The organism is Microbispora sp. H10885, assembly GCF_014161415.1.
Classification (GTDB): Bacteria; Actinomycetota; Actinomycetes; order Streptosporangiales; family Streptosporangiaceae; genus Microbispora; species Microbispora triticiradicis.
The window spans coordinates 66358-92793 of record NZ_JABBWY010000008.1 but is presented as its reverse complement, the minus strand read 5'-3'; the positions used below and the strand labels follow the sequence as shown (position 1 = coordinate 92793).

The 26436-nt window shown below is 73.4% G+C and carries 23 protein-coding genes and 2 pseudogenes; 12 read left to right on the top strand and 13 right to left on the bottom strand.

The window, feature by feature from the left end; genetic code table 11:
- Nucleotides 1–426: 426 nt before the first annotated feature.
- Nucleotides 427–1074: pseudogene (locus tag HHX37_RS38260) on the top strand (SGNH/GDSL hydrolase family protein); the annotation flags it as partial.
- Here HHX37_RS38260 and HHX37_RS38255 read toward each other — a convergent pair.
- Nucleotides 1032–1247, bottom strand: coding sequence for a hypothetical protein (locus HHX37_RS38255; protein ID WP_396776528.1), 216 nt, complete (start codon nt 1245–1247; stop codon nt 1032–1034). The pseudogene HHX37_RS38260 and the gene HHX37_RS38255 sit on opposite strands and share 43 nt — an antisense overlap.
- Before the next feature lie 22 nt (nt 1248–1269).
- On the opposite strand from HHX37_RS38255, the pseudogene HHX37_RS38250 reads away from it, so the two are divergent.
- A pseudogene (locus HHX37_RS38250) lies at nt 1270–1557 on the top strand (cellulose binding domain-containing protein); the annotation flags it as partial.
- Between the two features lie 300 nt (nt 1558–1857).
- Nucleotides 1858–4062, top strand: coding sequence for a sialidase family protein (locus tag HHX37_RS21830; RefSeq protein WP_182886559.1), 2205 nt, complete (start codon nt 1858–1860; stop codon nt 4060–4062).
- Here HHX37_RS21830 and HHX37_RS21825 read toward each other — a convergent pair.
- Nucleotides 4046–4960 carry an SDR family oxidoreductase gene (locus HHX37_RS21825; RefSeq protein WP_182886558.1) on the bottom strand — a complete coding sequence of 305 codons (915 nt, stop codon included), beginning with the start codon at nt 4958–4960 and terminating at the stop codon, nt 4046–4048. The two genes, HHX37_RS21830 and HHX37_RS21825, sit on opposite strands and share 17 nt — an antisense overlap.
- Before the next feature lie 107 nt (nt 4961–5067).
- Here HHX37_RS21825 and HHX37_RS21820 point away from each other — a divergent pair, with 107 nt between their 5' ends.
- The 5 genes from HHX37_RS21820 (at nt 5068) to HHX37_RS21800 (ending at nt 9809) form a co-directional block, all read left to right on the top strand.
- Complete coding sequence (locus HHX37_RS21820; protein ID WP_117410479.1) at nt 5068–5271, top strand: EF-hand domain-containing protein; 204 nt, start codon at nt 5068–5070, stop codon at nt 5269–5271.
- Between the two features lie 186 nt (nt 5272–5457).
- A complete protein-coding gene (locus HHX37_RS21815; protein ID WP_259406654.1) occupies nt 5458–6111 on the top strand; it encodes an IclR family transcriptional regulator in 654 nt (217 codons plus the stop codon).
- A gap of 142 nt (nt 6112–6253) precedes the next feature.
- The gene (locus HHX37_RS21810) at nt 6254–7426 is read left to right on the top strand and encodes a homogentisate 1,2-dioxygenase (RefSeq protein ID WP_182886557.1); all 1173 of its coding nucleotides are present in this window, start codon (nt 6254–6256) and stop codon (nt 7424–7426) included.
- Nucleotides 7423–8514: a fumarylacetoacetase gene (gene fahA / locus HHX37_RS21805; protein WP_182886767.1), complete on the top strand. Its 1092-nt coding sequence runs from the start codon at nt 7423–7425 to the stop codon at nt 8512–8514. Before HHX37_RS21810 ends, fahA begins: the two co-directional genes overlap by 4 nt.
- Before the next feature lie 143 nt (nt 8515–8657).
- Entirely contained in the window at nt 8658–9809 is a 1152-nt protein-coding gene (locus tag HHX37_RS21800) for a L,D-transpeptidase (RefSeq protein WP_182886556.1), read from the top strand.
- Between the two features lie 21 nt (nt 9810–9830).
- Here the strand turns inward: HHX37_RS21800 and HHX37_RS21795 are convergent, their stop codons facing one another.
- Nucleotides 9831–10946 carry a sensor histidine kinase gene (locus HHX37_RS21795; RefSeq protein ID WP_220499834.1) on the bottom strand — a complete coding sequence of 372 codons (1116 nt, stop codon included), beginning with the start codon at nt 10944–10946 and terminating at the stop codon, nt 9831–9833.
- An 81-nt stretch (nt 10947–11027) separates the two neighbouring features.
- The gene (locus HHX37_RS21790) at nt 11028–11681 is read right to left on the bottom strand and encodes a response regulator transcription factor (protein ID WP_182883615.1); all 654 of its coding nucleotides are present in this window, start codon (nt 11679–11681) and stop codon (nt 11028–11030) included.
- Nucleotides 11682–11804: 123 nt separating this feature from the next.
- Between HHX37_RS21790 and HHX37_RS21785 the strand changes: the two genes are divergently transcribed.
- The 3 genes from HHX37_RS21785 (at nt 11805) to HHX37_RS21775 (ending at nt 13955) form a co-directional block, all read left to right on the top strand.
- On the top strand, nt 11805–12296 hold the full coding sequence (locus tag HHX37_RS21785) for a hypothetical protein (protein ID WP_182886555.1): 492 nt from the start codon (nt 11805–11807) through the stop codon (nt 12294–12296).
- Between the two features lie 109 nt (nt 12297–12405).
- Nucleotides 12406–12837, top strand: a complete 432-nt coding sequence (locus tag HHX37_RS21780) for an NfeD family protein (RefSeq protein ID WP_117410474.1) — start codon at nt 12406–12408, stop codon at nt 12835–12837.
- Between the two features lie 5 nt (nt 12838–12842).
- On the top strand, nt 12843–13955 hold the full coding sequence (locus HHX37_RS21775) for an SPFH domain-containing protein (RefSeq protein ID WP_182883563.1): 1113 nt from the start codon (nt 12843–12845) through the stop codon (nt 13953–13955).
- Between the two features lie 22 nt (nt 13956–13977).
- On the opposite strand, the gene HHX37_RS21770 is transcribed toward HHX37_RS21775, so the two are convergent.
- The 9 genes from HHX37_RS21770 to HHX37_RS21730 form a co-directional block, all read right to left on the bottom strand.
- Complete coding sequence (locus HHX37_RS21770; protein WP_182886554.1) at nt 13978–15798, bottom strand: YfjP family GTPase; 1821 nt, start codon at nt 15796–15798, stop codon at nt 13978–13980.
- The gene (locus HHX37_RS21765; RefSeq protein WP_117410471.1) at nt 15795–17534 is read right to left on the bottom strand and encodes an ABC transporter; all 1740 of its coding nucleotides are present in this window, start codon (nt 17532–17534) and stop codon (nt 15795–15797) included. The genes HHX37_RS21770 and HHX37_RS21765 overlap by 4 nt, the downstream gene beginning before the upstream one ends.
- 116 nt (nt 17535–17650) lie before the next feature.
- Nucleotides 17651–18340 carry a PT domain-containing protein gene (locus HHX37_RS37835; protein ID WP_220503044.1) on the bottom strand — a complete coding sequence of 230 codons (690 nt, stop codon included), beginning with the start codon at nt 18338–18340 and terminating at the stop codon, nt 17651–17653.
- Nucleotides 18341–18343: 3 nt separating this feature from the next.
- A complete protein-coding gene (locus HHX37_RS21755) occupies nt 18344–19855 on the bottom strand; it encodes a sensor histidine kinase (protein WP_259406653.1) in 1512 nt (503 codons plus the stop codon).
- Nucleotides 19830–20519 carry a response regulator transcription factor gene (locus HHX37_RS21750; RefSeq protein ID WP_182886553.1) on the bottom strand — a complete coding sequence of 230 codons (690 nt, stop codon included), beginning with the start codon at nt 20517–20519 and terminating at the stop codon, nt 19830–19832. Before HHX37_RS21750 ends, HHX37_RS21755 begins: the two co-directional genes overlap by 26 nt.
- Entirely contained in the window at nt 20516–21130 is a 615-nt protein-coding gene (locus HHX37_RS21745) for a hypothetical protein (RefSeq protein ID WP_182883566.1), read from the bottom strand. Before HHX37_RS21745 ends, HHX37_RS21750 begins: the two co-directional genes overlap by 4 nt.
- A gap of 53 nt (nt 21131–21183) precedes the next feature.
- A complete protein-coding gene (locus HHX37_RS21740) occupies nt 21184–22482 on the bottom strand; it encodes an ABC transporter permease (protein ID WP_182886552.1) in 1299 nt (432 codons plus the stop codon).
- On the bottom strand, nt 22479–23219 hold the full coding sequence (locus HHX37_RS21735; RefSeq protein WP_182886551.1) for an ABC transporter ATP-binding protein: 741 nt from the start codon (nt 23217–23219) through the stop codon (nt 22479–22481). Before HHX37_RS21735 ends, HHX37_RS21740 begins: the two co-directional genes overlap by 4 nt.
- Nucleotides 23216–24355, bottom strand: a complete 1140-nt coding sequence (locus tag HHX37_RS21730; RefSeq protein WP_182886550.1) for an efflux RND transporter periplasmic adaptor subunit — start codon at nt 24353–24355, stop codon at nt 23216–23218. Before HHX37_RS21730 ends, HHX37_RS21735 begins: the two co-directional genes overlap by 4 nt.
- A gap of 133 nt (nt 24356–24488) precedes the next feature.
- Here HHX37_RS21730 and HHX37_RS21725 point away from each other — a divergent pair, with 133 nt between their 5' ends.
- Entirely contained in the window at nt 24489–26432 is a 1944-nt protein-coding gene (locus tag HHX37_RS21725) for an efflux RND transporter periplasmic adaptor subunit (protein ID WP_182886549.1), read from the top strand.
- The last annotated feature ends 4 nt before the right edge of the window (nt 26433–26436 follow it).

Sequence of the window (26436 nt, the reverse complement as noted above, 5' to 3'; positions counted from 1 at the left end):
GGAAAAGGGCCGGACCATAACGGCCCGGCCCTCACGGCTCGGCGTCAGCCGTGGCTGGTCACCAGCAGCGCGATGCCCACGAGGATGACGATGGGGATCAGCCACACCACGACCTCGCCGAGGAACTCCTTGTACATGGGGACCGAATCCTCTCGGTGACGTGCGAAAAAGCGAACGGACCTGCAGCATATTCGGTCCCGCCGCCCCGGCGGAACCCACATCGCCCCAGGCGACGGCGGGTGCGGGCCGGTCGCGGCGCCCGTCCCGGCCGGGTCCCGTCCAAGATCCCGCGCAGGATCCGGATGCAAGATCGAAACTGAAACGTACATGAAACGTCCCAGGTAGGCCCGTTCTCCCGGGGCCGTCCCTGGGCCGGACGGGTCACCGCTCCCTACCATCGCGCCGGACGGCACGAGGGAGAGCGGTATGTCGAAGAGAAGCGCGGCCCTGGCGGCCCTGCTCGTGGTGCTCGGGCTGCTCGTCACCCGGCCCGCGCAGGCGGCCCCGGTGCGGATCATGGCGCTGGGCGACTCCATCACCGGATCGCCCGGCTGCTGGCGGGCCCTGCTCTGGAACAGGTTGCAGAGCAACGGCTTCACCAACATCGACATGGTGGGGACGCTGCCTCCCCAGGGCTGCTCGGTCGCCTACGACGGCGACAACGAGGGTCACGGCGGCGCGCTGGTCACCAACGTGGCCGACCAGAACCAGCTGCCCGGATGGCTCTCGGCGACCCGTCCTGACATCGTGCTGATGCACTTCGGCACCAACGACGTGTGGAGCAACAAGCCCACCGCGACCGTCCTCGCGGCGTACGGCAAGCTCGTGGACCAGATGCGGGCCAGCAACCCGAACATGCGGGTGCTGGTCGCGAAGATCATTCCGATGAACCCGGGCACCTGCCCCGAGTGCGGGCAGCGGGTGGTCGACCTGAACAACGCCATCCCCGGCTGGGCCGCCGCCAAGACCACCGCGGCGTCCCCGATCCAGGTGGTCGACCAGTGGACCGGCTTCAGCACGAGCGCGGACACCTACGACGGCGTCCACCCCAACGCGAGCGGCGACCAGAAGATGGCCGACAGGTGGTACCCGGCCCTGGCCGCGCTGCTCGGCGGCGGACAGCCGTCGCCCTCCGCGTCGCCTTCGCGTTCGCCGTCGCAGTCGCCCTCCGCGTCGCCCTCTTCCTCGCCGTCACCGTCCGCATCGCCGTCGCAGTCGCCGTCCCAGTCGCCGTCGGCCCGGCCCAGTTCCTCGGGCTGCGCCGCCTCCTATGTGGTCACCAACCAGTGGGGCGGCGGCTTCCAGGCCGAAGTCACGGTGAAGAACACCGGCACGGCCCCCATCAGTGGCTGGACCGTGACCTGGACCTTCGCGAACGGCCAGCAGGTGTCCCAGGCGTGGAACGGCACAGTCACCCAGAGCGGGGCGAACGTGACGGCGAAGAACGTGAGCTGGAACGGCTCCCTCGCCGCGGGCGCCACCACCACCCTGGGCTTCCTCGCCTCCTGGAACGGCGTCAACTCCGCTCCCGCTCCGGGCTGCGTGGCCATCCCCTGACCTCCACCGGGCCCGGCCGGTCACGGCGCGGCGGCCCGCCCGGCAGGCGCGCGTCCCCCGGCGTCCCCCGGTGCCCCGAGCGGGCCCCGGGGGACGCGCGCGAACGGCGGCGGCACCGCCCCAGGCGGACGGCCCGCCTGTCCCCCCACTCCGCGTCACCGCCCTCGGGCGGCGCGACCCGCCGCCCTAGGACAAGCCGCCCGGGGCGAGGCGGCGGTGGACATTACCGGTAGATGCACATGAACTGAATTCCCTACGACCCGCCCTCTCTGCCGTCTGGCGGGCGTGTTCCCTGGGACGATGGCACAGTCTGACCGGTCATGGCCCGATATCGACGTGGTCGGCGCCGCCGTCCGCGACCCCGTCACCGTGTACAGCCGGGTAGATGGCCGCGCCGAGGGCCCGGCGCCGGGCGAGCTTCCGCACGAGGGCAACCGGGTGCCCGACATCGCCGCGCTCGACGCCCGCCGTCTCGTGGTGGCCTGGCGTGCCGGAGTGGCCGACGCGCACGACTCCTCCCCCACCGACCAGGGCGCGATCATGTACGGCCGCTCCGGCGACGCGGGCCGCACCTGGACCATCGGCACGCTCGCGGCCGACACGTCCGAGCACCGCTACCACTACGTCATGTTCCTCAAGGACGGCGGGACGCTGCTGGCGCTCCTCGGCCGGATCACCATCGGCGCCGACCGCGACGCCGCCGGGAACGTCGACGGCTTCCCCGTCACGATGGTCGCGAAGAAGAGCACCGACGGCGGCCGCACGTGGACCGGCTTCCCCGTGTCGGTGGCCGTGCCCGCCAACACCAGAGGGGTCGTGGTGGCCGGCAAGCCGCTGAGGCACGACGGCCTGTGGCTGGTGCCGTACTGGCAGGCGGCGGGGGGCACCACCAGGGCCGGCGTGCTGCGTTCGGCGGACCTGGTCACCTGGACGCCCGGCGCTCTCGCGGCCAACCCGCCCGGCCTGTCGGTGGAGGAACCGCAGGTCGTGGTGGCCCAGGACGACCCGGACACGCTGCTCATGGTCGCCCGCACGACCCGCGGCGGCACCGCGGCGGACAAGGACGCCTACTACCGCTCGCACGCGGCGTACGCCGCGACCGCGACGAGCGTGGACGGCGGGCTGACCTGGTCCGCCTTCGCCGTGGACCCGGAACTGCCGAACTACTACGTCAAGACGTTCTTCACCCGGGACTCCGACGGGCGCTACCTGACGATCTACAACACGCTGGCCGGGCCGTTCACCGGACCGGCGTCCGGCAAGCCCGACCAGTACCGCGAGGTCCTCCACTACAAGGTCAAACTGCCGGGCACGCCGTGGGGCCCGGGACGGCTCTTCGCCGACGGCAGGCGACTGACCTCGGGGGCGGCCCGCGGCTGGGACGTCTACGCCTCGGCCGACGAGTACGAGCCGGGCCGGTTCTTCGTCGTCTGGGAGCACAACCAGATCGAGATCAGGGCCGCCCGGCTCGACCTGCCGGAGGTCTTCACCGGGATCGCCCCCGGATGGAACGGATGGACCCGGAGCGGCGGTGTGACGGTGCCGGAGCCGGCGGGCGCGCTGCGCCTCGCCGCCGGGCGGATCAGCCGTCCGTACGGACCGCCGGGGGGTTTCGTCCTGACCTTCCACGGCAGGGTGACCCGATTTCCCGCCTCGGGTGAGGGCCTGAGAATCGAGGTGGACACGGGCAGGCGGCTCCTCACCGCCGTCGTCCGTCCCGGCGGGCCGCAGGTGCTGACCGCGCAGGGGCCGGTGCCCGTCCCCGGCGCGGGCGACCGGTGGCGGTTGATCGTCGACGCCACGGGCACCGTGGTCGCGCAGTCCCTCCCCTCCGCCTCCCCCACGGCCTCCCGGTGGGCCCTCCCCGCGTCGTCCGGCCCGAGGGGCGTGTCGGTCCGGAGCGACGGAGAGGCCGTGCTCGACCTGCTGGAGGTCACCGACCATGTGGCCGGCGGGTCCTGGCAGGGTTGGCGGCTCGACCCGGCGGGCGGAGCGTCGCTCCTGGACGGCGGCCTGCGCCTGCGCAGCACCACGAGCCGGGTCACGGCGGCCACTCTGCCGCTCGACGTGACCACGGCCTGCGACTTCACTCTGGAGTTCCACGGCCGGGTGATCGACGACAGCGCCCTGGATCCCCGCACCGGACAGGGGGTCGCTCTCGGCTGCAAGGTCGCCAACGGCGCCCGGCGGCTCATGCTGACGGTGCAGCGGAGCGGTGTGTGGGCGATGAAGAAGGGCTCCGGCACCTGGGAGAAGGTCGTCTCGCTCACCGGCGCCGGGCGGGCGGCCACCTGGAGGGTCGCGGTGGACAGCGCGGGCGTGGCCCGGCTGTCCCGCGACGGCGTCGACACCGGGGCGACCTGGGTCGTGCCGGACAGCAGGGAGGCGCCGCAGGTCACGCATTGGGTCGCGGGCACGGCGGGCGGCAACGCCGCCGTCGCCCACGTCGACTGGACCCTGGTCACCGCCACCCTCGGCCGCTCCGCCGCTACCGATATCCGGTGACGTCGGCGGGGCGGCCGGCGTCCTGCACCTCGACCATGTAGCGCCAGGCGTCCGGGCGGCTGCCGTCCACGTCGGTGAAGCCGTACACCTGGGCGAGCCCGCCGCTGGACAACGACTGCCCGTTCCAGCGGCTCACCTCGGGGTCGGCGGCCAGGGCCGCGACCGCCCGCCCCACGAAGGCCGGGGTCTCGGAGATGGCGAAGTGCGGCTCGCGAACCAGCGCGTCCCGCCAGGTCGCCTCCGTCACGCCGAAGTGCTCCAGCATGATCTCCGAGCGCAGCCAGCCGGGCGTGAGCGACACCGCCGCCGCGCCGTACGGCGCCAGCTCCTTGGCCTGCGCGAACGCCATGCGGAGCACCGAGGTCTTCGCGAGGTCGTAGAAGAACGAGAGGCGGTAGTTGGCGGCGTTGTACTCCGCCGTGCCGTCGGTCACCTCCACGACCAGCCCGCCCGGCCTGCGGATCAGCAGGGGCAGCGCGTAGTGACTGGTGACGATGTGCGTGTCGACGGCGAGCCGCAGGATGCGCAGGCCGTCGTCGAGGGAGTGCTCCCAGAGCCGGTCGCTCCAGCTGAACAGCAGCTCCCCGCCCCAGATGTCGTTGACCAGCACGTCGAGCCCACCCTGCTCGGCGTCGATCCGCTTCACCAGGGCCTGCACCTGGTCGTGGTCGAGATGGTCGACCGGCACGGCGATCCCCCGCCCTCCGGCGGCGGTGACCAGCTCGGCCGTCTCCTCGATCGTCTCCGGGCGGTTCATCTCCGAACGCCGCTCACGCGTGGTGCGGCCGGTCACGTACACCGTCGCGCCCGCCGCGCCCAGCTCCACCGCGATGCCGCGGCCCGCGCCGCGGGTCGCCCCGGCGACCAGAGCGACCTTCCCCTCCAGGCTTACCGTCATGGGTCGTCATGCTGCCAGACGCCACCGACGAAAAGTGTTGGCCGCGATCCCTGTGGGCAGTGCGTGCTTTCGGTTAGGGTGCTGATCGCGATCCCGAGGAGGACGGCATGAGCGAATACGCGGCGACTTTCAACCTGATCGACACCGACCAGGACGGACGGATCTCGGCCGCGGAACTCGTCCGCCTGATGGAGGTGCTCGGGCAGCCGCTCACGCCCGAGGGCGCACAGGGGGCGATCAACAAGGTCGACGCGGACGGCGACGGCCTGATCGACCTCGACGAGTTCGCCACCTGGCTCAGCGGACGCTGATCCGGCCCCGGGCGGGCGCTGAAGGCGGCGACGAGGTCTGGGCGGACGCCCGCGAGCCCGTGCGCGTCCCTGCCGATGGGCGACCGTCCTGCCCGGCCCTCGCCGCCCCGGACCAATGCGGCGGCGCACCCCTGAAGAGCCGGGAAGCACGCCGCTCCAGGGTGCCGGGGCGGCGATAATCGAGTCATGATGGCGGCCGAATCGGCGCAGACGCTCGAACGGGGCTTACGGCTGTTGCGGCTTCTCGCCGACGCCAACCGGGGGCGGACGCCCACCGAGCTGGCCCAGGAGCTGGGCCTCAGCCGGCCGATCGTCTACCGGCTGCTGACGACGCTGCAGGCCGAGGGGTTCGCCCGGCGGGACGCGAACGGCCGGGTGCACCTGGGCTTCGGCGTGCTGGTCCTGGCCCAGGCCGTGCATCCGCTGCTGCGGGCGGCGGCCCTGCCGGAGCTGCGCGCGCTCGCCGAGCACGCGGGGGCGACCGCCCACCTGACCGTGGCCGAAGGCGACGAAGGACTCGCGGTCGCAGTGGTCGAGCCCTCGTGGACCGATCTCCACGTCGCCTACCGCGAGGGATCGCGCCACCCCCTGACGCGCGGCGCGGGCGGGCAGGCGCTGCTCGCGCTGAGGGAGGGCCTCGCGGAGCCGCCGCTGTACACGAGCAGGGGACAGCTCCAGGAGGGGGCGCAGGGCATCGCCGCCCCGATCCGGGGTCTTCCCTGGCTGGAGGCGTCGGTCGGGGTGATCAGCTTCGCCGACCTGGACGCCGAGAAGGTGGGCCCGCTCGTCCTGGACGCGGCGGCCCGGCTCACGACCGCCCTGACCGAACCTCCACGCTGACGGTCGCCCCGCGCCGGCCGCGGCCCGGCGAAGGCCGTGTTCCGCTCGCGCATGGCCGCACGCTTGACATCGGGGCAGGCATGGCGAATCGTCGTACATATATAGGACATGCTCGTCCGATAGCCGGACACATGGAGGCGTCATGCCGTACTACCGGGTGGTCGGGGAGGTCCCGCGCAAGCGCCATGTCCAGTTCCGCGCCCCCGGCGGCGGACTGTACAAGGAGGAGCTCATGGGAGAGGAGGGCTTCTCCTCCGACTCCTCGCTGCTCTACCACCGCCACGCGCCGACGGCGATCGTCAAGGCCGAGGCCGTGGACGCGGGAACGCCCGCTCTCACGCCGAACCTGCCGCTCTCCCCCCGGCACTTCCGCACCCAGGACCTGAAGCCCGGCGGCGACCTGGTCTCCGGGCGCCTACCGCTCGCGGGCAACTCCGACGTCCGCATCTCGTACGCCTCGTGCGACGCCCCCAGTGAGCTGTACCGCGACTCGATGGGCGACGAGTGCGTGTACGTCGCGAGCGGCCGGGCCAGGTTCGAGTCGGCGTACGGCGCGCTGGACGTGGCCGAGGGCGACTACGTGGTCGTCCCGACCGGGACGATCCACCGCTGGGTGCCCGAGGGACCGGTGACCGCGCTGGTGATCGAGGCGGCCGGGCACATCAGGCCGCCGAAACGCTACCTGTCCCAGTACGGCCAGTTCCTGGAGCACGCACCGTACTGCGAGCGGGACCTGCGGGCGCCGGCCGAGCCGCTGCTCGTGGACGGCGAGGAGGTGCCGGTCCTGGTCAGGACGCGGGGCGGACTGACCCGGCTGACCTACGCCAACCACCCCTTCGACGTGGTCGGCTGGGACGGCTGCCTCTATCCGTACGCGTTCAACATCCGGGACTTCGAGCCGATCGTGAAGCGGACCCACGCGCCGCCGCCGGTCCACCAGACGTTCGAAGGGCCCGGCTTCGTCGTCTGCTCGTTCTGCCCCCGCCCGCTGGACTTCCACCCGGAGGCGGTGCCGATCCCGTACAACCACCACAACGTGGACTCCGACGAGTTCATGTTCTACGTGGGCGGCGACTACACGGCCAGGAAGGGATCGGGCATCGACGTCGGCTCGATCTCGCTGCACCCCGCGGGCTTCACGCACGGCCCCCAGCCGGGCGCGGTGGAGGCCGCCGTCGAGGCCGTGCGCCAGGGACACACCGACACGACCGAGATGGCCGTGATGATCGACACGTTCCGCCCGCTCGACCTCGGGCAGGCCGCCCTCGCGTGCGAGGACACCGGCTACGCGTGGACGTGGGCGGCGCGGCGATGAGCTTCGGCCTCGGCAACCTGCCGTACGGCGTGTTCTCCCGGGCCGGGGAGCCCCGCAGGGTCGGCGTCCGGGTCGGGGACCACGTCCTCGACCTGGCGGCCGCCCTGGGCAGGGACGTCTTCGCCGCGCCCAGCCTCAACCCGTTCCTCGCCCTCGGCCGTACGGCCTGGCAGGAGGCGCGGGGACGGGCGCGCGAGGCCGCGGCCGCGGGCGACCATCTGATCCCGCTGGCGGAGGTCACCCTGCACCTGCCGGTCGAGGTGGCCGACTACGTGGACTTCTACGCCTCGCTGGAGCACGCGTCCAACCTCGGGCGCATCCTGCGGCCGGGCGAGGAGCCGCTGAAGCCGAACTGGCGGCACCTGCCCGTCGGCTACCACGGCCGGGCGGGCAGCGTCGTGGTGTCCGGGACGCCGATCAGGCGGCCGTGCGGGCAACGGCCGTCCTTCGGGCCCTCGGCCAAGCTGGACATCGAGGCGGAACTCGGCTTCGTCGTCGGCGTGCCGGCGCCGCTCGGCGGGCGCGCCGGCGCGTTCGAGGACCACGTCTTCGGGGTCGCGCTCGTCAACGACTGGAGTGCCCGGGACATCCAGGCGTGGGAGTACGTCCCGCTCGGTCCCTTCCTGGGCAAGTCGTTCGCCACCTCCATGTCGGCGTGGATCACCCCGCTGGAGGCGCTGGAGGAGGCCAGGGTCGAGGGCCGGTCGCAGGACCCGGAGCCCCTTCCGTACCTGACCAGGCAGACGCCCTGGGGCCTCGACCTCACCCTGCGGATCGACCTGAACGGCGAGACGGTCTCCACGCCTTCGTACCGCGACATGTACTGGACTCCCGACCAGATGCTCGCCCACCTGACCGTGAACGGCGCGGGTCTCCGCACCGGCGACCTGTTCGCGAGCGGGACCGTCTCGTCCGCCGGGCAGCCGGGCTCGCTCATCGAGCTGACCTGGAACGGCGCCGAGCCGGTGAAGCTGCCGGGCGAGACCCGCACGTTCCTGGAGGACGGCGACACCGTGACGATCACGGCCTGGACCTCGCACGGGATGAGCCTCGGCGAGGTGTCGGGGACTATCCTTCCGGCGACTTAGCGTATTTCTGTCGTCACCCCTCGCTATCTTTGGGGCCCGTGGAGTTACCCAAGCGTCCCCAGCGAGGCATCCGGTCCGGCCGGCCGGACCGGCACACGCCCGACGGCCGGTTCGCGGCGCCGCCCGTGAGGCGCTTGGTGCCCGTGAGCCGCTTGGTGCTCGTGGGCCGCGCGGTGCTCGCGGTGCTGCTCACGTGGTGCGCGGTGCTCTCCGCCGGCTGCGCCGTGCGCGTGCCGCCCGCGCCGCGCATCACGATCGCCCCGGCGTCGGGCACGGCGGAGGCGCCGCCCGACGCGGGCCTCGTCGTCAGAGCGGAGGGCGGCAGGCTCACCACCGTGCTGGCGTTCGCGGGACGTGATCCGGTGCCCGGCGCGTTCGATCCGTCCCGCACCGTGTGGCGGTCCTCCTGGACGCTGCGTCCCGGCACGCAGTACGTGGTCGACGCGGTCGCCACCGGAGCCGAGGGCGTGACCGGCCAGGCCGCCGCGAGCTTCCGCACCCTCCGCCCGCGCCGTGAGGTGGCCGTCGCCTCGGTCGCGCCGTACGACGGGGAGACGGTGGGGATCGGCATGCCGATCGTCGTGACGTTCACCCGGCCGGTGGAGGACCGCGCGGCCGTCGAACGCGCGCTGGAGGTGCGGGGGCCCGTCGAGGGCGCCTGGCGCTGGCCGGGGCCCGCCCAGGTCGTCTACCGTCCCCGCAGGATGTGGCCGGCGAACACGACCGTGCGCTTCACCGCCCACCTGGCCGGGGTCCGCGCCGGACCCGCCACGTACGGCGCCGCCGACCGGAGCGTGGCCTTCACCGTGGGCCGGGCGATGGTGAGCACCGTCGACACCCGGGCCCACCAGATGGTCGTACGGCAGGACGGGGTGGTGACGCGGCGGATGCGGATCAGCGCCGGCATGGCGACCACCAGGGAGTACACCACTTCGAGCGGCACCCATCTCACTATGGACAAGGGCAACCCCGTCCGCATGGTGTCGCCGGGCCGCCGCGAGGGCGACCCCGGCTACTACGACAAGCTCATCGGCTACGCCGTGCGGATCTCCAACAGCGGCGAGTACGTCCACGCGATGGACAACACGTGGGCGCAGGGCAGGGTGAACGTCAGCCACGGCTGCGTCAACGTCCGCCCCGACGAGGCCCGATGGTTCTACGACCACGCCCTCCGCGGCGACCCCGTCGTCGTCACCGGCACCTCCCGCAGGCTGGAGTGGGACAACGGCTGGGGCTACTGGCAGCTCTCCTGGCCCCAATGGCTCGCCGGCGGCGCCCGCGCCGCTCCCCCCTGACGCACCTCTGGAGCGCGACGGTCAGGCCTGGCCTTCCTTCAGGACTGGACCGGGCAGGGCGACGGTCACGTCGAGCCCTCCCTCAGAGCGGGGGCGGACGTCCAGCGTGCCGTGGTGGGCCTCGGCGATCGCCGCCACGATCGACAGTCCGAGTCCGAGCCCGTCCCGGCCCGCCTTCCTGCCGCTCTGCAGCCGCTGGAAGGGCTGAAGCAGCAGGGGGACGCGCTCCGCCGGGATCGGCGGGCCGCTGTTGCGGATCCTGAGCGTGGGGAGGCCGCCCGTCACGCCGGTCCACACCGTGATCCACCCGCCCGGCACGTTGTACCTCCGCGCGTTGTCGAGAAGGTTCGCCACCAGACGTTCGATCAGAGCGGGATCGGCGAAGGCGGGCGCCGGGTGAAGCGACGCCTCGATCCGGGGGCCGGGGTCGTCCCCGTGCCGGAGTGCCTGCGCGGTGACGGCCGCGAGGTCGAGCCGCTCCCGCCGGTGCAGGCCCTCCTGGCTGCGGGCCAGGGTGAGCAGCGCCTCGATGAGCCGTTCCTGGTGTTCCCCGGCCGCCAGCACGCGTCCCAGCACGGCCCGCAACGACTCGGCGTCGGCCTCCGGATCGGCGAGCGCGATCTCGGCCGTGGCCCGTTGCAGTGTCAGCGGAGTGCGCAGCTCATGGGAGGCGTTGGCGACGAACCTCCGCTGCGCGGTGAACGCCCCCTCCAGCCGGTCGAGCAGGTCGTTGAAGGTGACGGCCAGCCGCCTGAGCTCGTCGTCCGGCCCGGAGACGGGCAGCCGCCGGTCGAGCCGTTCGGCGGTGATGCGCCGGACCGTCGCGGTCATCGCCCCCAGGGGCCGCAGGGCGCGCCCCGCCGCGAACCAGCCCAGGACCATCGCCGCGAAGGCCGCCACCGCGAACGCGACCAGGGAGTTCACCAGCAGGCGGCGCAGGTTCGCGGCCTGCTCGACGTGATCCGGTCCGAGTGTCCCGGCGGGCGGTCCGCCACCCCCGGGAGCCGTGGGCGCGGGTGCCGGGCCGGGGAACGGCGAGAAACGGGCCAGGACGTAGACGAGGGCGACCAGCAGCGCCCCGGCCACCAGGAACAGGCCCGTGTAGAGCAGGGTCAGGCGCAGCCGTACGGTCCTCACGGAACCTCCAGACCGGCGGTCGTCTCTGATCGGCGTGGTGATGGGAGCCCCGCGGGCCGGGGCGGCCGCGAGGGGAGCGGCTCAGACGCGGTATCCGGCCTGCGGAACGGTCTCGATCAGCGGCGGATCGCCCAGCTTGCGGCGCAGCCGGCTGACCGTCACCTTCACCGTCTGGGTGAAGGGGTCGGCGAACTCGTCCCAGGCGTGTTCCAGCAGTTCCTCGGCGGAGACCACGGCGCCCTCGGCCGCCAGCAGCAGTTCCAGGACGGCGAACTCCTTGGGACTCAGCAGCAGGCGACGCCCGGCACGGGTGGCGCTCCGCGCGGCCGGATCGAGACGAAGGTCGCCGTGGACGAGCACCGGCCGCAGGGCCCGTTGCGACCGCCTGGCCAGCGCCCGGATCCGCGCCACCAGTTCGGCATAGGCGAACGGTTTGGGCAGGTAGTCGTCGGCGCCGATGCCGAGGCCGGTCACCCTGTCGTCGATCGTGCCGGCGGCGGTCAGCATCAGCACCCGCGCCGGGTGCCCCGATTCGACCAGCGACCTGCACACCTCGTCGCCGTGCAGGCCGGGCAGGTCCCGGTCGAGGACGATCACGTCGTAACCGTTCACCGCGGCGTTGACGAGCGCGGCGTGGCCGTCCAGCACGACGTCGACCGCCATGCCCTCACGGCGCAGGCCCGTGGCGACCGTCCCGGCCAGCTCCTCGTGGTCCTCGACCAGCAGCACCCTCACGATCTTCAGCATGCCGCGTCCACCGGTTACAGCGGGGTAACCGTTCCGGTTCCGTCCCCGTAACCGGTGCCCCGCTTGGCTGGGACGCGTCGACAGATCCCCATTCTCTGAGGAGCAGCCGAGATGACGCGACCGACGATCAGGCGGATGTCACATGCCGTCGCAGGCCCGGCGATCGTGCTGGGTGCCGTGGCGGCCGTGGCCGTGATCGCCGTGCTGACCGGCCTGATCACAGGCGGGGCCACGGGCGGCAAGGCCGCCGGAAACCGCGCGACCGGCGCGGACACCGCGACCGCGAAGCGTACGGCCGTGACCGCCACGACCACAGTGAGGACCGCCGCCGTGAGCGGCACGACCGGCGCGGAGACAGGCGCCGCCTTCACGGCCTGCATGCGCGCGCACGGCCTGCCCGGCTTCCCCGACGTCACCTTCTCGTCGGACGGCCTGGTCAACCTGGACGTCGGAGGTGAGCGGGTCGACGGATCGTCGCGGATATACGGAGCGGCGGTGAACGCGTGCCAACCGCTGCTGCCCGCCGGGTCACGGCTGCCGGGCGCTCCGTCAGCGCCGTCAGCGCCGTCCGCGCCGTCCGCGCCGGACGTCACGAGAAGCTGAACCGCCACGCCCCGCCCGCGATGCTCCGGTACGGCCGTTTCCCCGGCACGTTAGGTTTGAGGGAGGAACCAGACGGTGATGACATTCGTTCATTGCTATGGAGGCGGCAATGGACTCCTGGATCGTATGGCTCATCCTGGCGGCGGTGCTGGGCGTCGCGGAGATCTTCACGCTGACCGCTGCGCTGGGACTGTTGTCGATCGCGGCTCTTCTCACGACGGTGGTCGCGCTCGTCGGGCTGCCGCCCGCGCTCCAGCTCGCCGTGTTCGTCATCGCCTCCGCGGCCGGCCTCGCCGGAGTACGGCCCCTCGCGTTGCGGCACATCAAGCAGCCTCCGCCGCGCCGCTTCGGGGTGTCCGCGCTGATCGGCAAGCCCGCGTACGTGACCGCCGAGGTCACCGGCAGGGACGGCCGGGTACGTATCGGCGGCGAGGAGTGGTCGGCCCGCGCATACGACGAGACGCTCGTGATCCCGGCGGGGGCCACGGTCGACGTCATAGAGATCGAGGGCGCCACCGCCCTCGTGTACCCCCGGGAGTAGTGAGCATGGACGGAGCAGTAATCGCCGGAATCGTCATCGCCCTGGTCGTGGTCTTCACGGTCCTACGGTCGGTCCGCATCGTGCCGCAGGCCCGGGCCGGCAACGTCGAACGCCTGGGCAGGTACTACCGCACGCTCGGTCCCGGCCTGAACTTCGTGATCCCGTACATCGACCGGGTCCGTCCGCTCCTGGACCTGCGCGAGCAGGTGGTGTCGTTCCAGCCGCAGCCCGTCATCACCGAGGACAACCTGGTGGTGGACATCGACACCGTGCTGTACTTCCAGGTCACCGATCCCCGGGCGGCGGAGTACGAGATCGCCAACTTCATCCAGGGCGTCGAGCAGCTCACCGTGACGACCCTGCGCAACGTGGTCGGCGGCATGGACCTGGAGAAGACGCTCACCTCCCGCGACGTGATCAACAGCCAGCTGCGCGGCGTGCTCGACGAGGCCACCGGCAAGTGGGGCATCCGGGTCAACCGGGTCGAGATCAAGGCGATCGACCCGCCGAAGACCATCAAGGACGCGATGGAGAAGCAGATGCGCGCCGAGCGGGACAAGCGCGCGGCGATCCTCACGGCCGAGGGCCAGCGTCAGTCGCAGATCCTCACGGCTGAGGGCGAGAAGCAGAGCGCCATCCTGCGGGCCGAGGGTGAGCGGACCTCGCAGATCCTGAAGGCCCAGGGCCAGTCGCAGGCGATCGACGAGGTGTTCCAGGCCGTCCACCGCAACGACCCGGACCCCAAGCTGCTCGCCTACCAGTACCTCCAGGTGCTGCCCCAGCTCGCGCAGGGCGAGGGCAACACGTTCTGGGTGATCCCGAGCGAGGTCACCTCGGCGCTCAACTCGGTGTCCAAGGCGTTCACCGAGGCGCTGCCCGCCTCCTCCGCCACCACGGCGGAAAGCGGCAGGCGTGAGCTGAGCGCGGCGGGCAGCGAGGCGGTCGCGGAGGCCGAGCGCGCCGCCGCCGAGGCGAAGGCGGCGGCCGAGGACAGCGAGATGGGCCCGCGCCGGATCGAAGCCGGCCGTCCCGACCTCGACACCCTGGCCAACCCCGACCCCGCCCACGCCGTCACGCCCGACCCGTCGGGCACCATCCCGCCCGCCGAACGCCCCTGACCCGGCGCGTCCCGGCGGACGGTCAGGACGCGGCGACGGTCACGCACTCGGCGAACCGGGCGTAGCGGGACAGCTCATCCCGCGTAGGGGTGACGATCAACTCCGCGGCGACCTGCTCGATCCGGGCGCGCAGGGCTCTGGCGGCCCTGCGTGCCCGGCGTCGCCCGCCCAGCCAGGCCGCCGCACGGCACACCAGGGCGATCAGCACGCCCAGCAGCGCGCCGCCGATCAGCAGCACGGTCGGCCAGGGCGCCCGGCCCAGGGTCGGAGTGAACGGCCGGGGCAGCATCAGATAGTCGAGCCCGAACACCACGAGCAGCCAGATCGCCCCGGCCGCCATGGCGGCCACGGTCAGCCACTGGGCCGTCCCGGCCACCCGCCACCAGCGCGGAGCCCGGGACACGCCGCCGGAGACGGTCGCGACCACCCGGTCCAGGGTGTCGGTCAGCTCACCGGACCGCGAGCGGGCGGCGTGCCGTACGGCTGTCGCCCACGGCTCGGGCACCCCCGCCGAGGCGGCGACTCCCACGTCTCGCAGCGCGGTGTCGAGGGCGGACGCCTGCACGGCGGTGGCCGGGGGCAGCGACGACCGGCTGCCGCGGGCCAGGTGCAGGCGGCGCAGCGGGTCGGGCCTCAGCTTCCGCAGCCAGCGCGTCACCGGCCATCCCGTCGCGGCGGTCGAGCGGTGCCGGTGTGACTTCGCGACGGCGTCCACCACGACCGGCACCCCGGCCGCCTGTGCGAGCGCCCGTGTCAGGGCCCTGCTCACGGTGACCTCCGGCACGACCACATCCCCCGGCGCCGACGCCCGATCCTGCCCGGCCGGCGTCGTCCCCGCGTGCGCCGTCCCGGCCGGCGCGGGGCCCTGCCACGCCGTCTCCGGGGTCCGGGCGTCCGCGCGCGAGGGCGTCGCCTCCACCGGAGCGGGCACGCGCGCCGCCGCCTCCGCCGGAGCGGAAGCGCGGGCCGCCGTCAGCGCCCGGGCGTCCGGGGTGGGGGCGAGTGCCCGTACGGCCACCGGCGCGTCGCCCGTGACCGCGGGCCGGGTGTCGGCCCAGAGCGCCGCGGCGGACGAGGCCACGTCGGCGGCGAGACGCGACGACCAGGCACGGCGGCGGGAGACCTTCCGGTCGAGCAGCTCCCGCAGCTCGGGGATGCCCGCACCGGTGCGGGCGGACACGGCGAGGAGCGGCACGTCGTCGAGGCCGTCGGCCTCCAGCAGCCCTCGCAGGTCGTCCAGGCAGCGCTTGACGGCGTGCTCGGGCAGCCGGTCCACCTGGTTGAGCACCACGACCATGACGTCCCGGTGCCGGGCGAGCGGCCGCAGATAACGCTCGTGCACGGCCGCGTCGGCGTACTTCTGCGGGTCGAGCACCCAGACCAGCAGGTCGACCACGGCGACGAGACGGTCCACCTCCTCGCGGTGGGACAGCTCGATCGAGTCGTGGTCGGGCAGGTCGAGCAGGATCAGCCCCGACCTCTCCCCTTCGACGGTGTGCCGCACCGGGACGCCGAGCCAGTCGAGCAGCGGGCCGGAGCCGTCCGGGCCCCACAGGGCCGCCTGCGCCTTCGACGTGGTCGGGCGGGTCACGCCGGCGGTCGCGAGCTCCGTCCCGGACAACGCGTTGAACAGCGACGACTTCCCGCTGCCCGTCGCTCCCGCGAGAGCCACGGCCGTGTGGTCCACCGACAGGCCACGCCGTACGCCGGCCCGGGTCACCACGGCGCGGGCGCGCTCGACGGTGTCATGGCCGAGCCGGCCCTCCGCCAGGCCGGCGGCCTCCGCGAGCGCCTCCAGGCGGGCGTCCAGCGACACCTCCGCCTTCCTGCGCAGGAGCTTCAAAGATCGCCCCTCTCCTGTACGGCCTTTGCGGCCTCCCGCAGCCGGGCCGCCGTCTCGGTGGCCGGGCCGAGCCCCTCGACCAGTGAGGAGAAGCGGGCGCGTTCCTCGTCGAGCAGCGCCCGCACCCGGCGGCGCAGGTCCTCCCGGGCTTCCTGGGTCAGGGTGCGTACGGCCTGGTCACCGAAGACGGCCTCCAGCAGCTTCTGGCTCAGCACGCCCGTGCCTCCGGCGATGCCCAGCTCTATGCCGGTGATCCCGCCCGTCGTGGAGAAGACCGCCAGCATGATCAGCACCCCCAGGCTGTTCACCCCGAAGGACGCCGCCCGGGCGAGTGTGCGCCGATCGGCGCCCTCCGACCTGACCAGGTCGAGCACGTGACCCTGCCAGGCGCGTACGGCCTCGCCCGCCCGGCGGGGCAGGTCGGCGGAGGCGCGGCCGAGACGTCCGGAGACGGCGACGCCGGACCTGTCCAGCACGTCGCGCCCGGCGGGCAGGGCCAGCCACGCCTCGACGGCCCGCTCGGCGGCGCCGTCGGCCGTGGACCGGATCAGTGACTCGACCCCGCTCTCCAGCGCCACACGCAGCTCCCGGTCGGGGGCGGGACGGCCGCGGAACGCCGCCGCGATCCGGTCGCGCAGCCAGCCGATCCGCGACTCCAGCGACCGCATGAGGTCGCCGGTCCCGACGAAGTCCTGCCAGCGGGCCAGCACCTCCCCGCGCAGCAGCCTGCCGTCCCGCATGCCCTCGTCGAACGCCGACATCGCCACGTCGTACGCCTTGTCGGCGATGGCGCGCAGTTCGGCGATGCCCGCGCGCTGGCGCTCGACGCGGTCGGCGAGATCGGGCACCCGGGTCGCGAGGCTGTCGAGCGCCCCGGTGAGGGTGCGCCGGACCACCTCGGCCCGGGCCTTGGCGTCCACCGACAGATCGGCGAGCCAGGTCGCGATCGGCTGCACGACGGCCGCGGGCAGCCGGGCCCGTTCCGAGGGCAGCGCCAGCTCCGGTACGGCGAACAGCGGCGTGCCGGCCAGCCCGTTGTCCGCGAGCAGCCGGGCCAGGTCGGCGGCCACGGGCTCACGTGCCTCGTCCGGCACCCGCTGGAGGATCACCGCGAGTGCCGTGCTCCGCTCGCGGGCCAGGCGCAGGAAACTCCACGGCACCTCGTCGGCGTACCGCGCGGCGGTCGTGACGAACAGCCACAGGTCGGCGGCGGCGAGCAGTTGCGCGGCCAGTTCCCGGTTGGCGGTGACGACCGAGTCGATGTCGGGGGCGTCGAGCAGCGCCAGCCCGGGGGGCAGCGCCTCCACGGGGGCGATCCGGAGGGTGCCGGGCTCGCCCCGTCCCCCGCCGGCCGCTCCCCCGATCGCGCCGCCCGTCACCCTGGCCAGGCCGGGCAGGATCACCGGGGAGGTGAACCAGGGAGAGTCGGCGGGGTTGCACACCAGGGTCGGCGCGAGCGTGGTGGGCCGCAGCACGCCCGGCTCGGTCACGGTCGTGCCGACCAGCGAGTTGACCAGCGTCGACTTGCCCGCCCCGGTCGAACCGCCGACGACGGCGAGCAGCGGCGCGTCGATGGCCGCGAGCCGGGGCAGCAGGTAGTCGTCGAGCTGTCCGCGCAGCTCCTTCAGCACACGCCGGTCGGCCGCGGCGTCCCCGATCTCCAGAGGGAACAGGTCCTGATCGAGGTGACGCCGCAGGCTCTCCAGGGCCGCTCGCAGCCTGTCGTTCCCCGCCATACCACCCGACCTTCCCCGGGGAAGGCCCTCGAATCAGCCGCCGGGGCCGGGGCTGGAGCGGCGGCAGGCCCGTTTCGCCGGCGCCGGGGGCGGGAGCGGTGACAGCGCGCGGGTCGTCAGGAGCCGGGGGCGGGGGTGGGCGTGGCGGCGGGCAGCAGCACCCTGCACTTCTCGTACGCCTTGGCGGCCTTGGGGTCCGCCGTCGCGAGGTCACGGACGCGGACCGCGCCGGAGATCTCGGCGCCGTTGTCCTTCATGCAGGTGCGGAACGCCTGCAGGGCCTGGGGATCTCCACCGCGCCGGCCGAAGCCGCCCTGGCCGCCCTGCGGCATCAGCGAGCGGCACGCCTCGAACGCCTTCCGCGTCGCCGGGTCCATCGAGCGGAACCCGCCGAAGCCCCCGCCCGGCCTGCCGCTGGGCCAGTCGGAGGGCCTTCCGCTGGGCCACGCGGTGGGCCGCCCGCTGGGCCACGCGGTGGGCCACGCGGTGGGCCTGCCGCTGGGCCACGCGGAGGGGCGGCCGCTCGGCAGCGCGACGCCGTTCTGGCGCATGCACTCGGCGAACGCCGCCAGGGAGCCGGCGCCCGCGGCCCGGCCGGCGGTCGCGGCACCGCCCGCACCACCGCTGCCACCCGCGCCGCCGCCACTCGCGCCACCGGCCGCAGCACCGCCACCCGCGCCACCACCGGCCGCAGCACCACCGGCGCCGGCGTCTCCACCACCGCAGCCGGCCACCGTGGCCGTGAGGAGCACCGCGACCACCGCGGCGTACGGACGACGTAAGGCGGATCTCGAAGTGCCTGGCATCTGTCAGCCTTTCTCGACGGGTGGGCAGGCGGGGATGCGGATGCGGAACACGGCGCCGCGCCCGGGTTCGCTGTCCGCCGTGATGGTGCCGCCGTGCGCCTGCACGAGGGCGGCGGCGATGGACAGCCCCAGTCCCGTTCCGCCGGAGTCGGACCGGCTGCGGGCGGGGTCGGCGCGGTAGAACCTCTCGAAGACGCGGCCGGCGTCGCCGGGCGCGAGACCGGGCCCGTCGTCGGCCACCTCGATCATCGCGAACGGGCCGGGCAGGTTGCCCACTCCGACGCGGAAGGCGGTGCCGTCGGGCGTGTGGCGCAGGACGTTGCTCACCAGGTTGCCGACGACCTGCCGCAGCCGCGCCTCGTCGCCGAGCACCCGCACCGGCCCGTCCGACCCGTCCAGCCGGAGCAGGTCGATCTCCCGGTCCGGCGCGAGGGTCTGCGCGTCCAGCACCGCCCCCGCCGCGAGGCTGAGCACGTCCACCGGGCGGCGTTCGAGCGGGCGCTGCTGGTCGAGCCGCGCGAGCAGCAGCAGGTCGTCCACCAGCAGGCCCATCCGTACGGCCTGGTCCTCGATGCGGCGCAGCAGCGTCTCGGGATCCTGCGACCGCTGCTGCCGGTACAGCTCGGCGTAGCCCCGGATCGAGGTCAGCGGCGTACGCAGTTCGTGGGAGGCGTCGGCCATGAAGCGGCGCATCCGCTCCTGCGACGCCTCCCGCTCCCGGAACGCCGTCTCGATCTGGGTGAGCATCCCGTTGATGGACCGGCCGAGCCTGCCCATCTCGGTACGCCGGTGGCGGAGCGGGACACGCCGCGACAGGTCGCCCGCCGCGATGGCCTCCGCCGTCCGCTCGATCTCCCCGAGCGGGCGCAGGCTGTGCCGTACGAGCCAGTAGCAGGCGACCCCGAGCGCGACGACCACGGCGAGACCCACCCCGGTGACGATCATCGCGAGCCGGGAGACCGTGCCGTCGATGTCGGCGAGACTCACCGCCGCGACGCGGAAGCGGGCGCGCCGCTCCTCGCGCACGACGATCCCCCGCCACCGGTCCCCGGAGGGGGACTCGACCGTGAACAGCCACTGCCCGCGGTCCGCCCTGGGCTTGGGCAGCACGGGCGGATCGGAGTTCGGCGGCTCCTGCACCGTGTGCAGCAGCCTGCCGTCGTTGTCGAGCAGGACGATGTAGAAGAAGCCGAACTGCCTCGGCGGCCGTGAGAACGTCTCCGTGTCCGGGTCTCTCGGCCGCGACACGGAAGGCGGCTCCGACGGGCGCCGGGCGAACGCCGAGAGCTGCGCGTCGACCCGGTCCACCAGATAACCGCGCAGGAGCTGTACGGCGAAACCGCCGGTCAGCGCGATCGCGAGCGTCACGAGCAGCAGCGTCCCCGCGACGAGCCGCAGCCACAGCGGGGTCCGCGCGGCCCGCCGCCGAAGCTCGCGGACGCCGAGCAGGCGCAGCCTTCGGCCTGCCCCGGTCATGGCGCGGAGCCGCTCACGCACGCGGCGCACGGAGGACATAGCCGACACCGCGCAGAGTGTGGATCAGCTTCGGCTCGACCGCGTCCACCTTGCGCCGCAGATAGGAGACGTACGACTCGACGACGTTGCGGTCCCCGCCGAAGTCGTAGCGCCAGACGTGGTCGAGGATCTGCGTTTTCGACAGCACCCGGCCCTGGTTCGCCATGAAGTAGTGCAGCAGCTTGAACTCGGTGGGCGAGAGCCGCACCGGCGCGCCGCGGCGCCACACCTGGTGCGATTCCTCGTCGAGCTCCAGGTCGGCGACGCACAGCCGGGCGGGGAGCGGCTCGCCCGAACGGGTGCGGCGCAGCACCGCCCGGATCCGGGCGAGCACCTCCTCCAGGCTGAACGGCTTGGTCACGTAGTCGTCGCCGCGGCCGAGACCGGCGAGCTTGTCCTCGGCGGCGTCCCTCGCGGTGAGGAACAGCACGGGGATCCGCCGCCCCGTCTGGCGGAGCCGGTCGGAGACGGCGAAACCATCCAGGTCGGGCAGCATGACGTCGAGCACCACCAGATCCGGGCGCGCCTGTCCGGCGAGCTCCACCGCCTCACGCCCCGTCGCCGCCGTGATCACCTCGAATCCGGCGTACCGCAGGCTCGCGGACAGAAGCTCCCTGATGTCGGGCTCGTCGTCGACGACCAGCAGACGACCCTCGGTGGTCACGAGCCCGCCCTCCTGCCGGCGGGCGAGCCCTGGGTGACGGACGTGGCCGCCACCTGCCCCTCCGCGTCGGCGGTCCCCGCGACGGTGACGAAGCTGCCCGGCTCGATGTCCGCGATCTTGCCCGCCCGGGTCACCTGGACGCGGGTGTCCCGGGAGGTGGTGACCGTGACCACCCCACCGCTCATGGTCTCGACGTAGATCTTGTCGCCGTCGACCAGTTTGACGGTGCCGAAGGTCATGCCACCCGCACCGCCTCCGCCTCCGTTTCCAGCTCCGGCGCCCCTGCCCGTGCCCCCGCCCGCACCGCCGAAGGCTCCGCCTCGCGCGTACCCGCCTCCGGCGGCGCCCTGGCCGGCCTGAACACCGGCGGGGCCCTGGCCGCCGCCGTACGCTCCCGCCCCGGCGGCGCGGCCCGGTCCCGCCGCGGAACCGCCGAAGAGCTTGTGCGCCTGGATGCCGAGGAGCAGCCCGGCCACCAGCAGGACGCCTCCGGCCAGGGCCAGGGTCACCCTGGACGCGCCCGCCCGCGCCGGATGCGCCGCCAGCACCTCCTGGAGGTCGTCGCCGAACGGCGAGCTCTCCAGAAGCTCCTCTGTGTCGTGTCTGCTCACATCCGTCTCCCTTCTGTGGGTCCGCGGCTCGGGTTGTGGATTGGGGGCCCGGGTCATTCGAAGCGCAGGGCCTCGATCGGCCGCAGTCCGGCGGCGCGGTTGGCGGGATAGCTGCCGAAGAACAGGCCGATCGCGACCGACACGCCCAGCGCCAGCGCGATCGAGGCCGGGACGATGACCGGCCGTACGCCCGCGATCGTGAACTGTGCGCCGACGACCGCGATCAGCACGCCCAGCAGGCCGCCGACCAGGCTGAGCATCGTCGCCTCGGCGAGGAACTGTCCCAGTATCGCCCCCCTGGGCGCGCCGATCGCCTTCCGGATGCCGATCTCCCGGGTCCGCTCGGTGACCGTGACGAGCATGATGTTGGTGATGCCGATTCCGCCGACGAGCAGGCTGATCGCCGCCACCGCGCCGAGCAGGACCGTGAACGTCGCGGTCGCCGCGCTGACCGTCTCCTGCAGGGTCGCCTGGTTGAGGATGCGGTAGTCGGCGCTCGCCGCGTTCGTGATCCCGTGCCGCTGGTCGAGCACCCCGGCGACCTCGCTCTGCGCCGCGTCCACCGTCTCGGCGCTCTTCGCCTGCACGAAGATCTGTCCCAGCGGCCCGAACCCCGTCAGGCTCTGCTGTACGGCGGGCAGCGGGGCGATCGCCAGGTCGTCGGCGTCCTGGAACCCCGACGAGCCGGCCTCCTTGAGCACGCCCACGACCGTGAAGGGCACGCCGGACACGGTGATCTGCCGGCCGACCGGATCGACCGCGCCGAACAGGTCCTCGGCCACCGTGTGCCCGATGACCACGACCTTCCGGGCGGCGAGCACGTCGTCGTTGTAGAAGTAGGCGCCCTTGACGACCGGCTTGTTGGACGTCTCGAAATAGCTCGGATAGGTGCCGACGAGCTGCCCGATCGAGTGGCTCGCCCCCTCGTACGTCGCCGTCTGGGACTGGGCGGTCACGACCGGCGAGACGCTCTTGACGGACGGGGCGTTCGCCGGGTCGGCCAGCGCCCGCGCGTCGTCCAGGGTCAGGTCCCTGGCCTGGGTGCGGGGGCCGGTGTTCTGCCGCGCGCCCTGGCCGCCGCCTCCCCCGCCTCCAGCTCCGCCGCCGAGGAGCCGGGCGAACCCTCCGCCGGGCCCCCCTCCGCCACCCGAGGTCGAGGGCGTGATGGTCAGCGAGTTCGCCCCGAGCCGCTGGATGTTCTGCTGGATCTGCCGGGAGGACCCCTCGCCCACCGCGACCAGCAGGATCACCGCGGCGACGCCGATCAGGATGCCGAGCATGGTGAGCGCGCTGCGCATCCTGTTGGCGGCCAGGCCGCGCAGCGCGAAGCGCAGGACCTCCGCGGCGTTCACGAGACCACCCCGGCGAGCCGCGGAGGCAGGCCGCCCACCGGGGTGGTGCGCACGTCGTCCACGATCCGGCCGTCCATGAGGCGGACGACCCGCTTGGCGTGGGCGGCGACCTCCTCCTCGTGCGTGATGAGGACGAGGGTCCGGCCGCTCGCGCTCAGCCGGTCGAAGATGCTCATGATGTCTCCGCTGGACGTGCTGTCGAGGGCCCCCGTGGGCTCGTCCGCGAGCAGCAGGGTCGGCGCGGTGACGAGCGCGCGGGCCACCGCCACCCGCTGCTGCTGGCCGCCGGACAGTTCGTTGGGCTGGTGGTGGACCCGGTCGGCGAGCCCCACACGGTCGAGCGCGGCCAGCGCCCGGCGGCGCCGCTCCGCGGCGTGGACCCCGCCGTACGCCAGGGGCAGTTCGACGTTGGCGAGCGCGCTCATCCGGGGGATCAGGTTGAACGACTGGAAGACGAACCCCACCTTCCGGTTACGGACGATCGCCAGCCGCCGCTCGTCCAGGGCACCGACGTCGGTGCCGTCCAGGTGATAGGTGCCGCCGGTCGGCACGTCAAGGCAGCCGATGATGTTCATCAGCGTCGACTTGCCGGACCCCGAGGCCCCCATGATCGCCACGTAGTCGCCGCGCTCGACCGTGAGCGACACCCCGCGCAGCGCGCGCACCGCGGTCTCGCCCTCGCCGTACACCTTGGTGACCTGGCCGAGGACGAGCACGGGCGGCGGGGTGGGGTTCATCGGCCGCCCCCGCCCCTGTTCGCGCCACCCGCGCCGCCGCCGAAGCCGCGGCCGAATCCGCCTCCACCGCCCGGGAACTGGATGCCGCCGCCTCCGCCGGTGGTCGTGGCCTGGGGCCGGACCACCTGGTCGCCCTCCTGGAGCCCCGACTTGATCTCGGTGGTCGTGTCGCCCTTCAGGCCCGCCTCCACCCGCCTCACCACCTGCCTGCCGTTCTCCAGCACGGTCACCAGCGACTGGCCGCCCGCCGTGGTGACCGCCGAGGACGCCACCGTGAGCACGTCGTCCGCCTTGCCCACCGTCACCTGGACCGTGGCCGTCTGCCCGAGCCGTACGGAGGAGGGGACGCCGGTCAACGTGACCGTCACCGCGTACTGGACGACGTTGTTGTTCGTCTGCGGCTGCGGGTCGATCACGGACACCTTGCCGGCGGCCGTCACCCCGGTGAGGGCGTCGAAGGTCACCGTCGCCGTCTGGCCGGTCCTGATCCTGGTGACGTCTGCCTCGGTGAAGTCGCCCACGATCCGCAGCCGCGCGGGGTCGGCGATCTCGACGAAACCGGCGGACCCGCCCTGTGACTGGGACTGGGACTGTCCCTGCCCGGTTTGGGAGGAGGATCCGCCGGACCCGCCCGAGGACCCGCCTTCCGCGCCGTTGACCGCGGTGACGATCCCCGCGAACGGCGCCTTGAGCACCGTTCCCGCCAGCGCCCGCTTCGCCGACCGGTAGGCGTTCCTCGCGCTGATGTACTGCGAGTAGCCCGAGGCCGTCGAGGTGTCGGCGTCGTCGGCGGCGTCCAGGCTCGCCTTGGCCGCCTCCAGGCTCTCCCGGGCCGCCGTGTCATCGAGACGGGCGAGCACCTGGCCCTTCTTGACCTTGTCGCCGGTCTCGACCAGCACGGCCTCCACCGTACCGTTCGTGCCGAACGAGAGCGCCCGGGTCCGGGCGCTCTCGACGGAACCGGACGCCGACACCGACGCGAGCACGGTGCCGCGGGTCACCCGGGTCGTCAGCGGCGCGGCCCCGGCGGAGGAGTCGCCTCCCAGTGACGCCCAGGCCGCGGCGATCCCGCCGAGCAGCAGCACCACCAGGACGCCGTTGATGACCAGCGTCCGGCGCTTCGTCGACAGCTTCACGATGTGGAACCCTGGCAAACCCCGCTTCGGGCAACCTCGGCCGATGCTGAGGGTTTGCTGACAGTCCGCATACACAGACAACTTTCAGGTAGGGCCAAGCCATCGGTGACGTGGCGCCAGCAGGATGACCGCCATGAGATCGAGTGCTCCATACCGCGTCGGAGGGCTCGCGCTGGCGGGGATCGTCATCGCGAGCGTCGCCGTGATCTCCGCCACCGGCGGCGATCCCTCCGACGCCGGCCGGATGTCGCTCGCCTCGGTCAGGCGGGGCACGGTCACGGCGTACGTCTCGGCCGCGGGCAACACCGTCGACACGGGGGTGCGCGATCTCGCCTTCGGGGCGGAGGGCGTGGTCGAGAAGGTCTACGTCAAGGTGGGAGAGAAGGTCCGCCGGGGCAGGGTCCTCGCCCGGATCGACGACACCATCGCCCGGGAGGACTACGAGGCCGCCAAGGCCGCCCTCGCCGCCGCCCGCGAGACCCTCGACGACGTCGGGAACGGCACCGCCACGTCTTCAGGCGGCGCCGGTGCGGGAACCGCCGCGGCCGGATCCGCCCGCGGCACCGGGACGGGAAGTGGAGCGGGAGCCGGCGCCGCCGGATCGAATACCGGCACCCCCAGCGGTCGCTCGGGCCCGGGCACAACTGGCGCAGGGGCAACCGGCGCAGGGGCAACCGGGGCGGGCGCCGGATCAGCCGGGCGGGCAGGTTCCGGCGGCGGCCAGGCCACCTGCCCGACGCCCTCCGCCCACCCTTCGGCGCACCCGACCGCGCAGCCGTCTCCGCGTCCCACGGCCCGCCCGTCCGCCCGGCCCTCGTCCGGCACCGCGGCACGGGCCGTTTCCTCCTGGGATGTGGCCCGGGTGCCCGCGCCCGCCGCGGCCCTGCTCGCGGCGTACGCGCCGACCGGCGGCACGAGCACCGCCCTCGCGATCAGCCAAGACACTGAGATCTACGCGGGCGACGGAACGACGGGCACCGCGAGCAGCATGCTCGTGTCGTACCAGGGGGGCGGTTCCGAACCCAAGCCCGAACCCAGGCCCGAACCCAAGCCAACGTCCTCGCCCAGCCGGCACCCGCACCCGCATCCGCATCCGACGCGGACGCACCGCCCGAACCCCGGACACGACGGCAGGACCGGGCCCGATCCCGAGGTGAGCATCTCGATTCCGCCCACCGCACCACCCGAGCAGTCACCCGGGCAGCCGGGAAAGCCGTCCGCCGCGGCGAGCCCCTCCCCCGGCCGTCCCTCCGGCACCTGCGCACCCGGCCAGGGCGGTCAGGGACAGAACCGGCAGGGACAGGAAGGTCACGGCACTCAGGGACGTACGGGCCTCGGCGGCGGTCAGCCCGGCGGTCGAGGCGGACAGGCGGGTCAAGCCGGGCAGGACGGCCGAGGCGGACAGGCTGGTCAGGGCGGCGCGCGGCTCACCGAGGCACAGGCCGAAGCGCAGGTCAGCCAGGCGACGACCGAACTGGCCGAGGCCAAGGAGGCCCTCGCGGGCGTCCGGATCAAGGCTCCGGCGGACGGCACCGTGCTGTCGATCGCGGGGACCACAGGCTCCCGCTACACCTCGGGCGCCTTCGTCACCCTGGGCGATCTCGACAACCTCCAGGTGCAGGCGCTGTTCACCGAGTCGGACATCCGCTTCCTGAAGACCGGTCAGCCCGCCGTCGTCACGCTGCCCACGCAACCGGGACGGGAATTCAGCGGGACGGTCGCCCACATAGACCCGACCGCGACCACCTCCGACCGGCTCGTCCGCTACGGCGTACGCATCGACCTCGACAGCCGCCCGGCCCGGCTGCTGCTGGGGCAGAGCGCCACCGTCCGGGTGACCACCGACGAGGCGGCCGACGCGCTCTACGTCCCCTCCCAGGCCGTACGCGTCCAGAGCGACGGCACGGCGGTGGTCACGGTGGCCGACGGCGGCGCCCAGGTCCGGCGGACGGTCGGAGTCGGCGTACGCGGCGACACCTACGTGGAGGTCGTCACCGGCCTCTCCGAAGGCGACCGGGTCGTCCTCCCCACGACGACCACCGCCTTCCCCGACGAAGGCTTCCCCGCCCCCCGCTGAACCA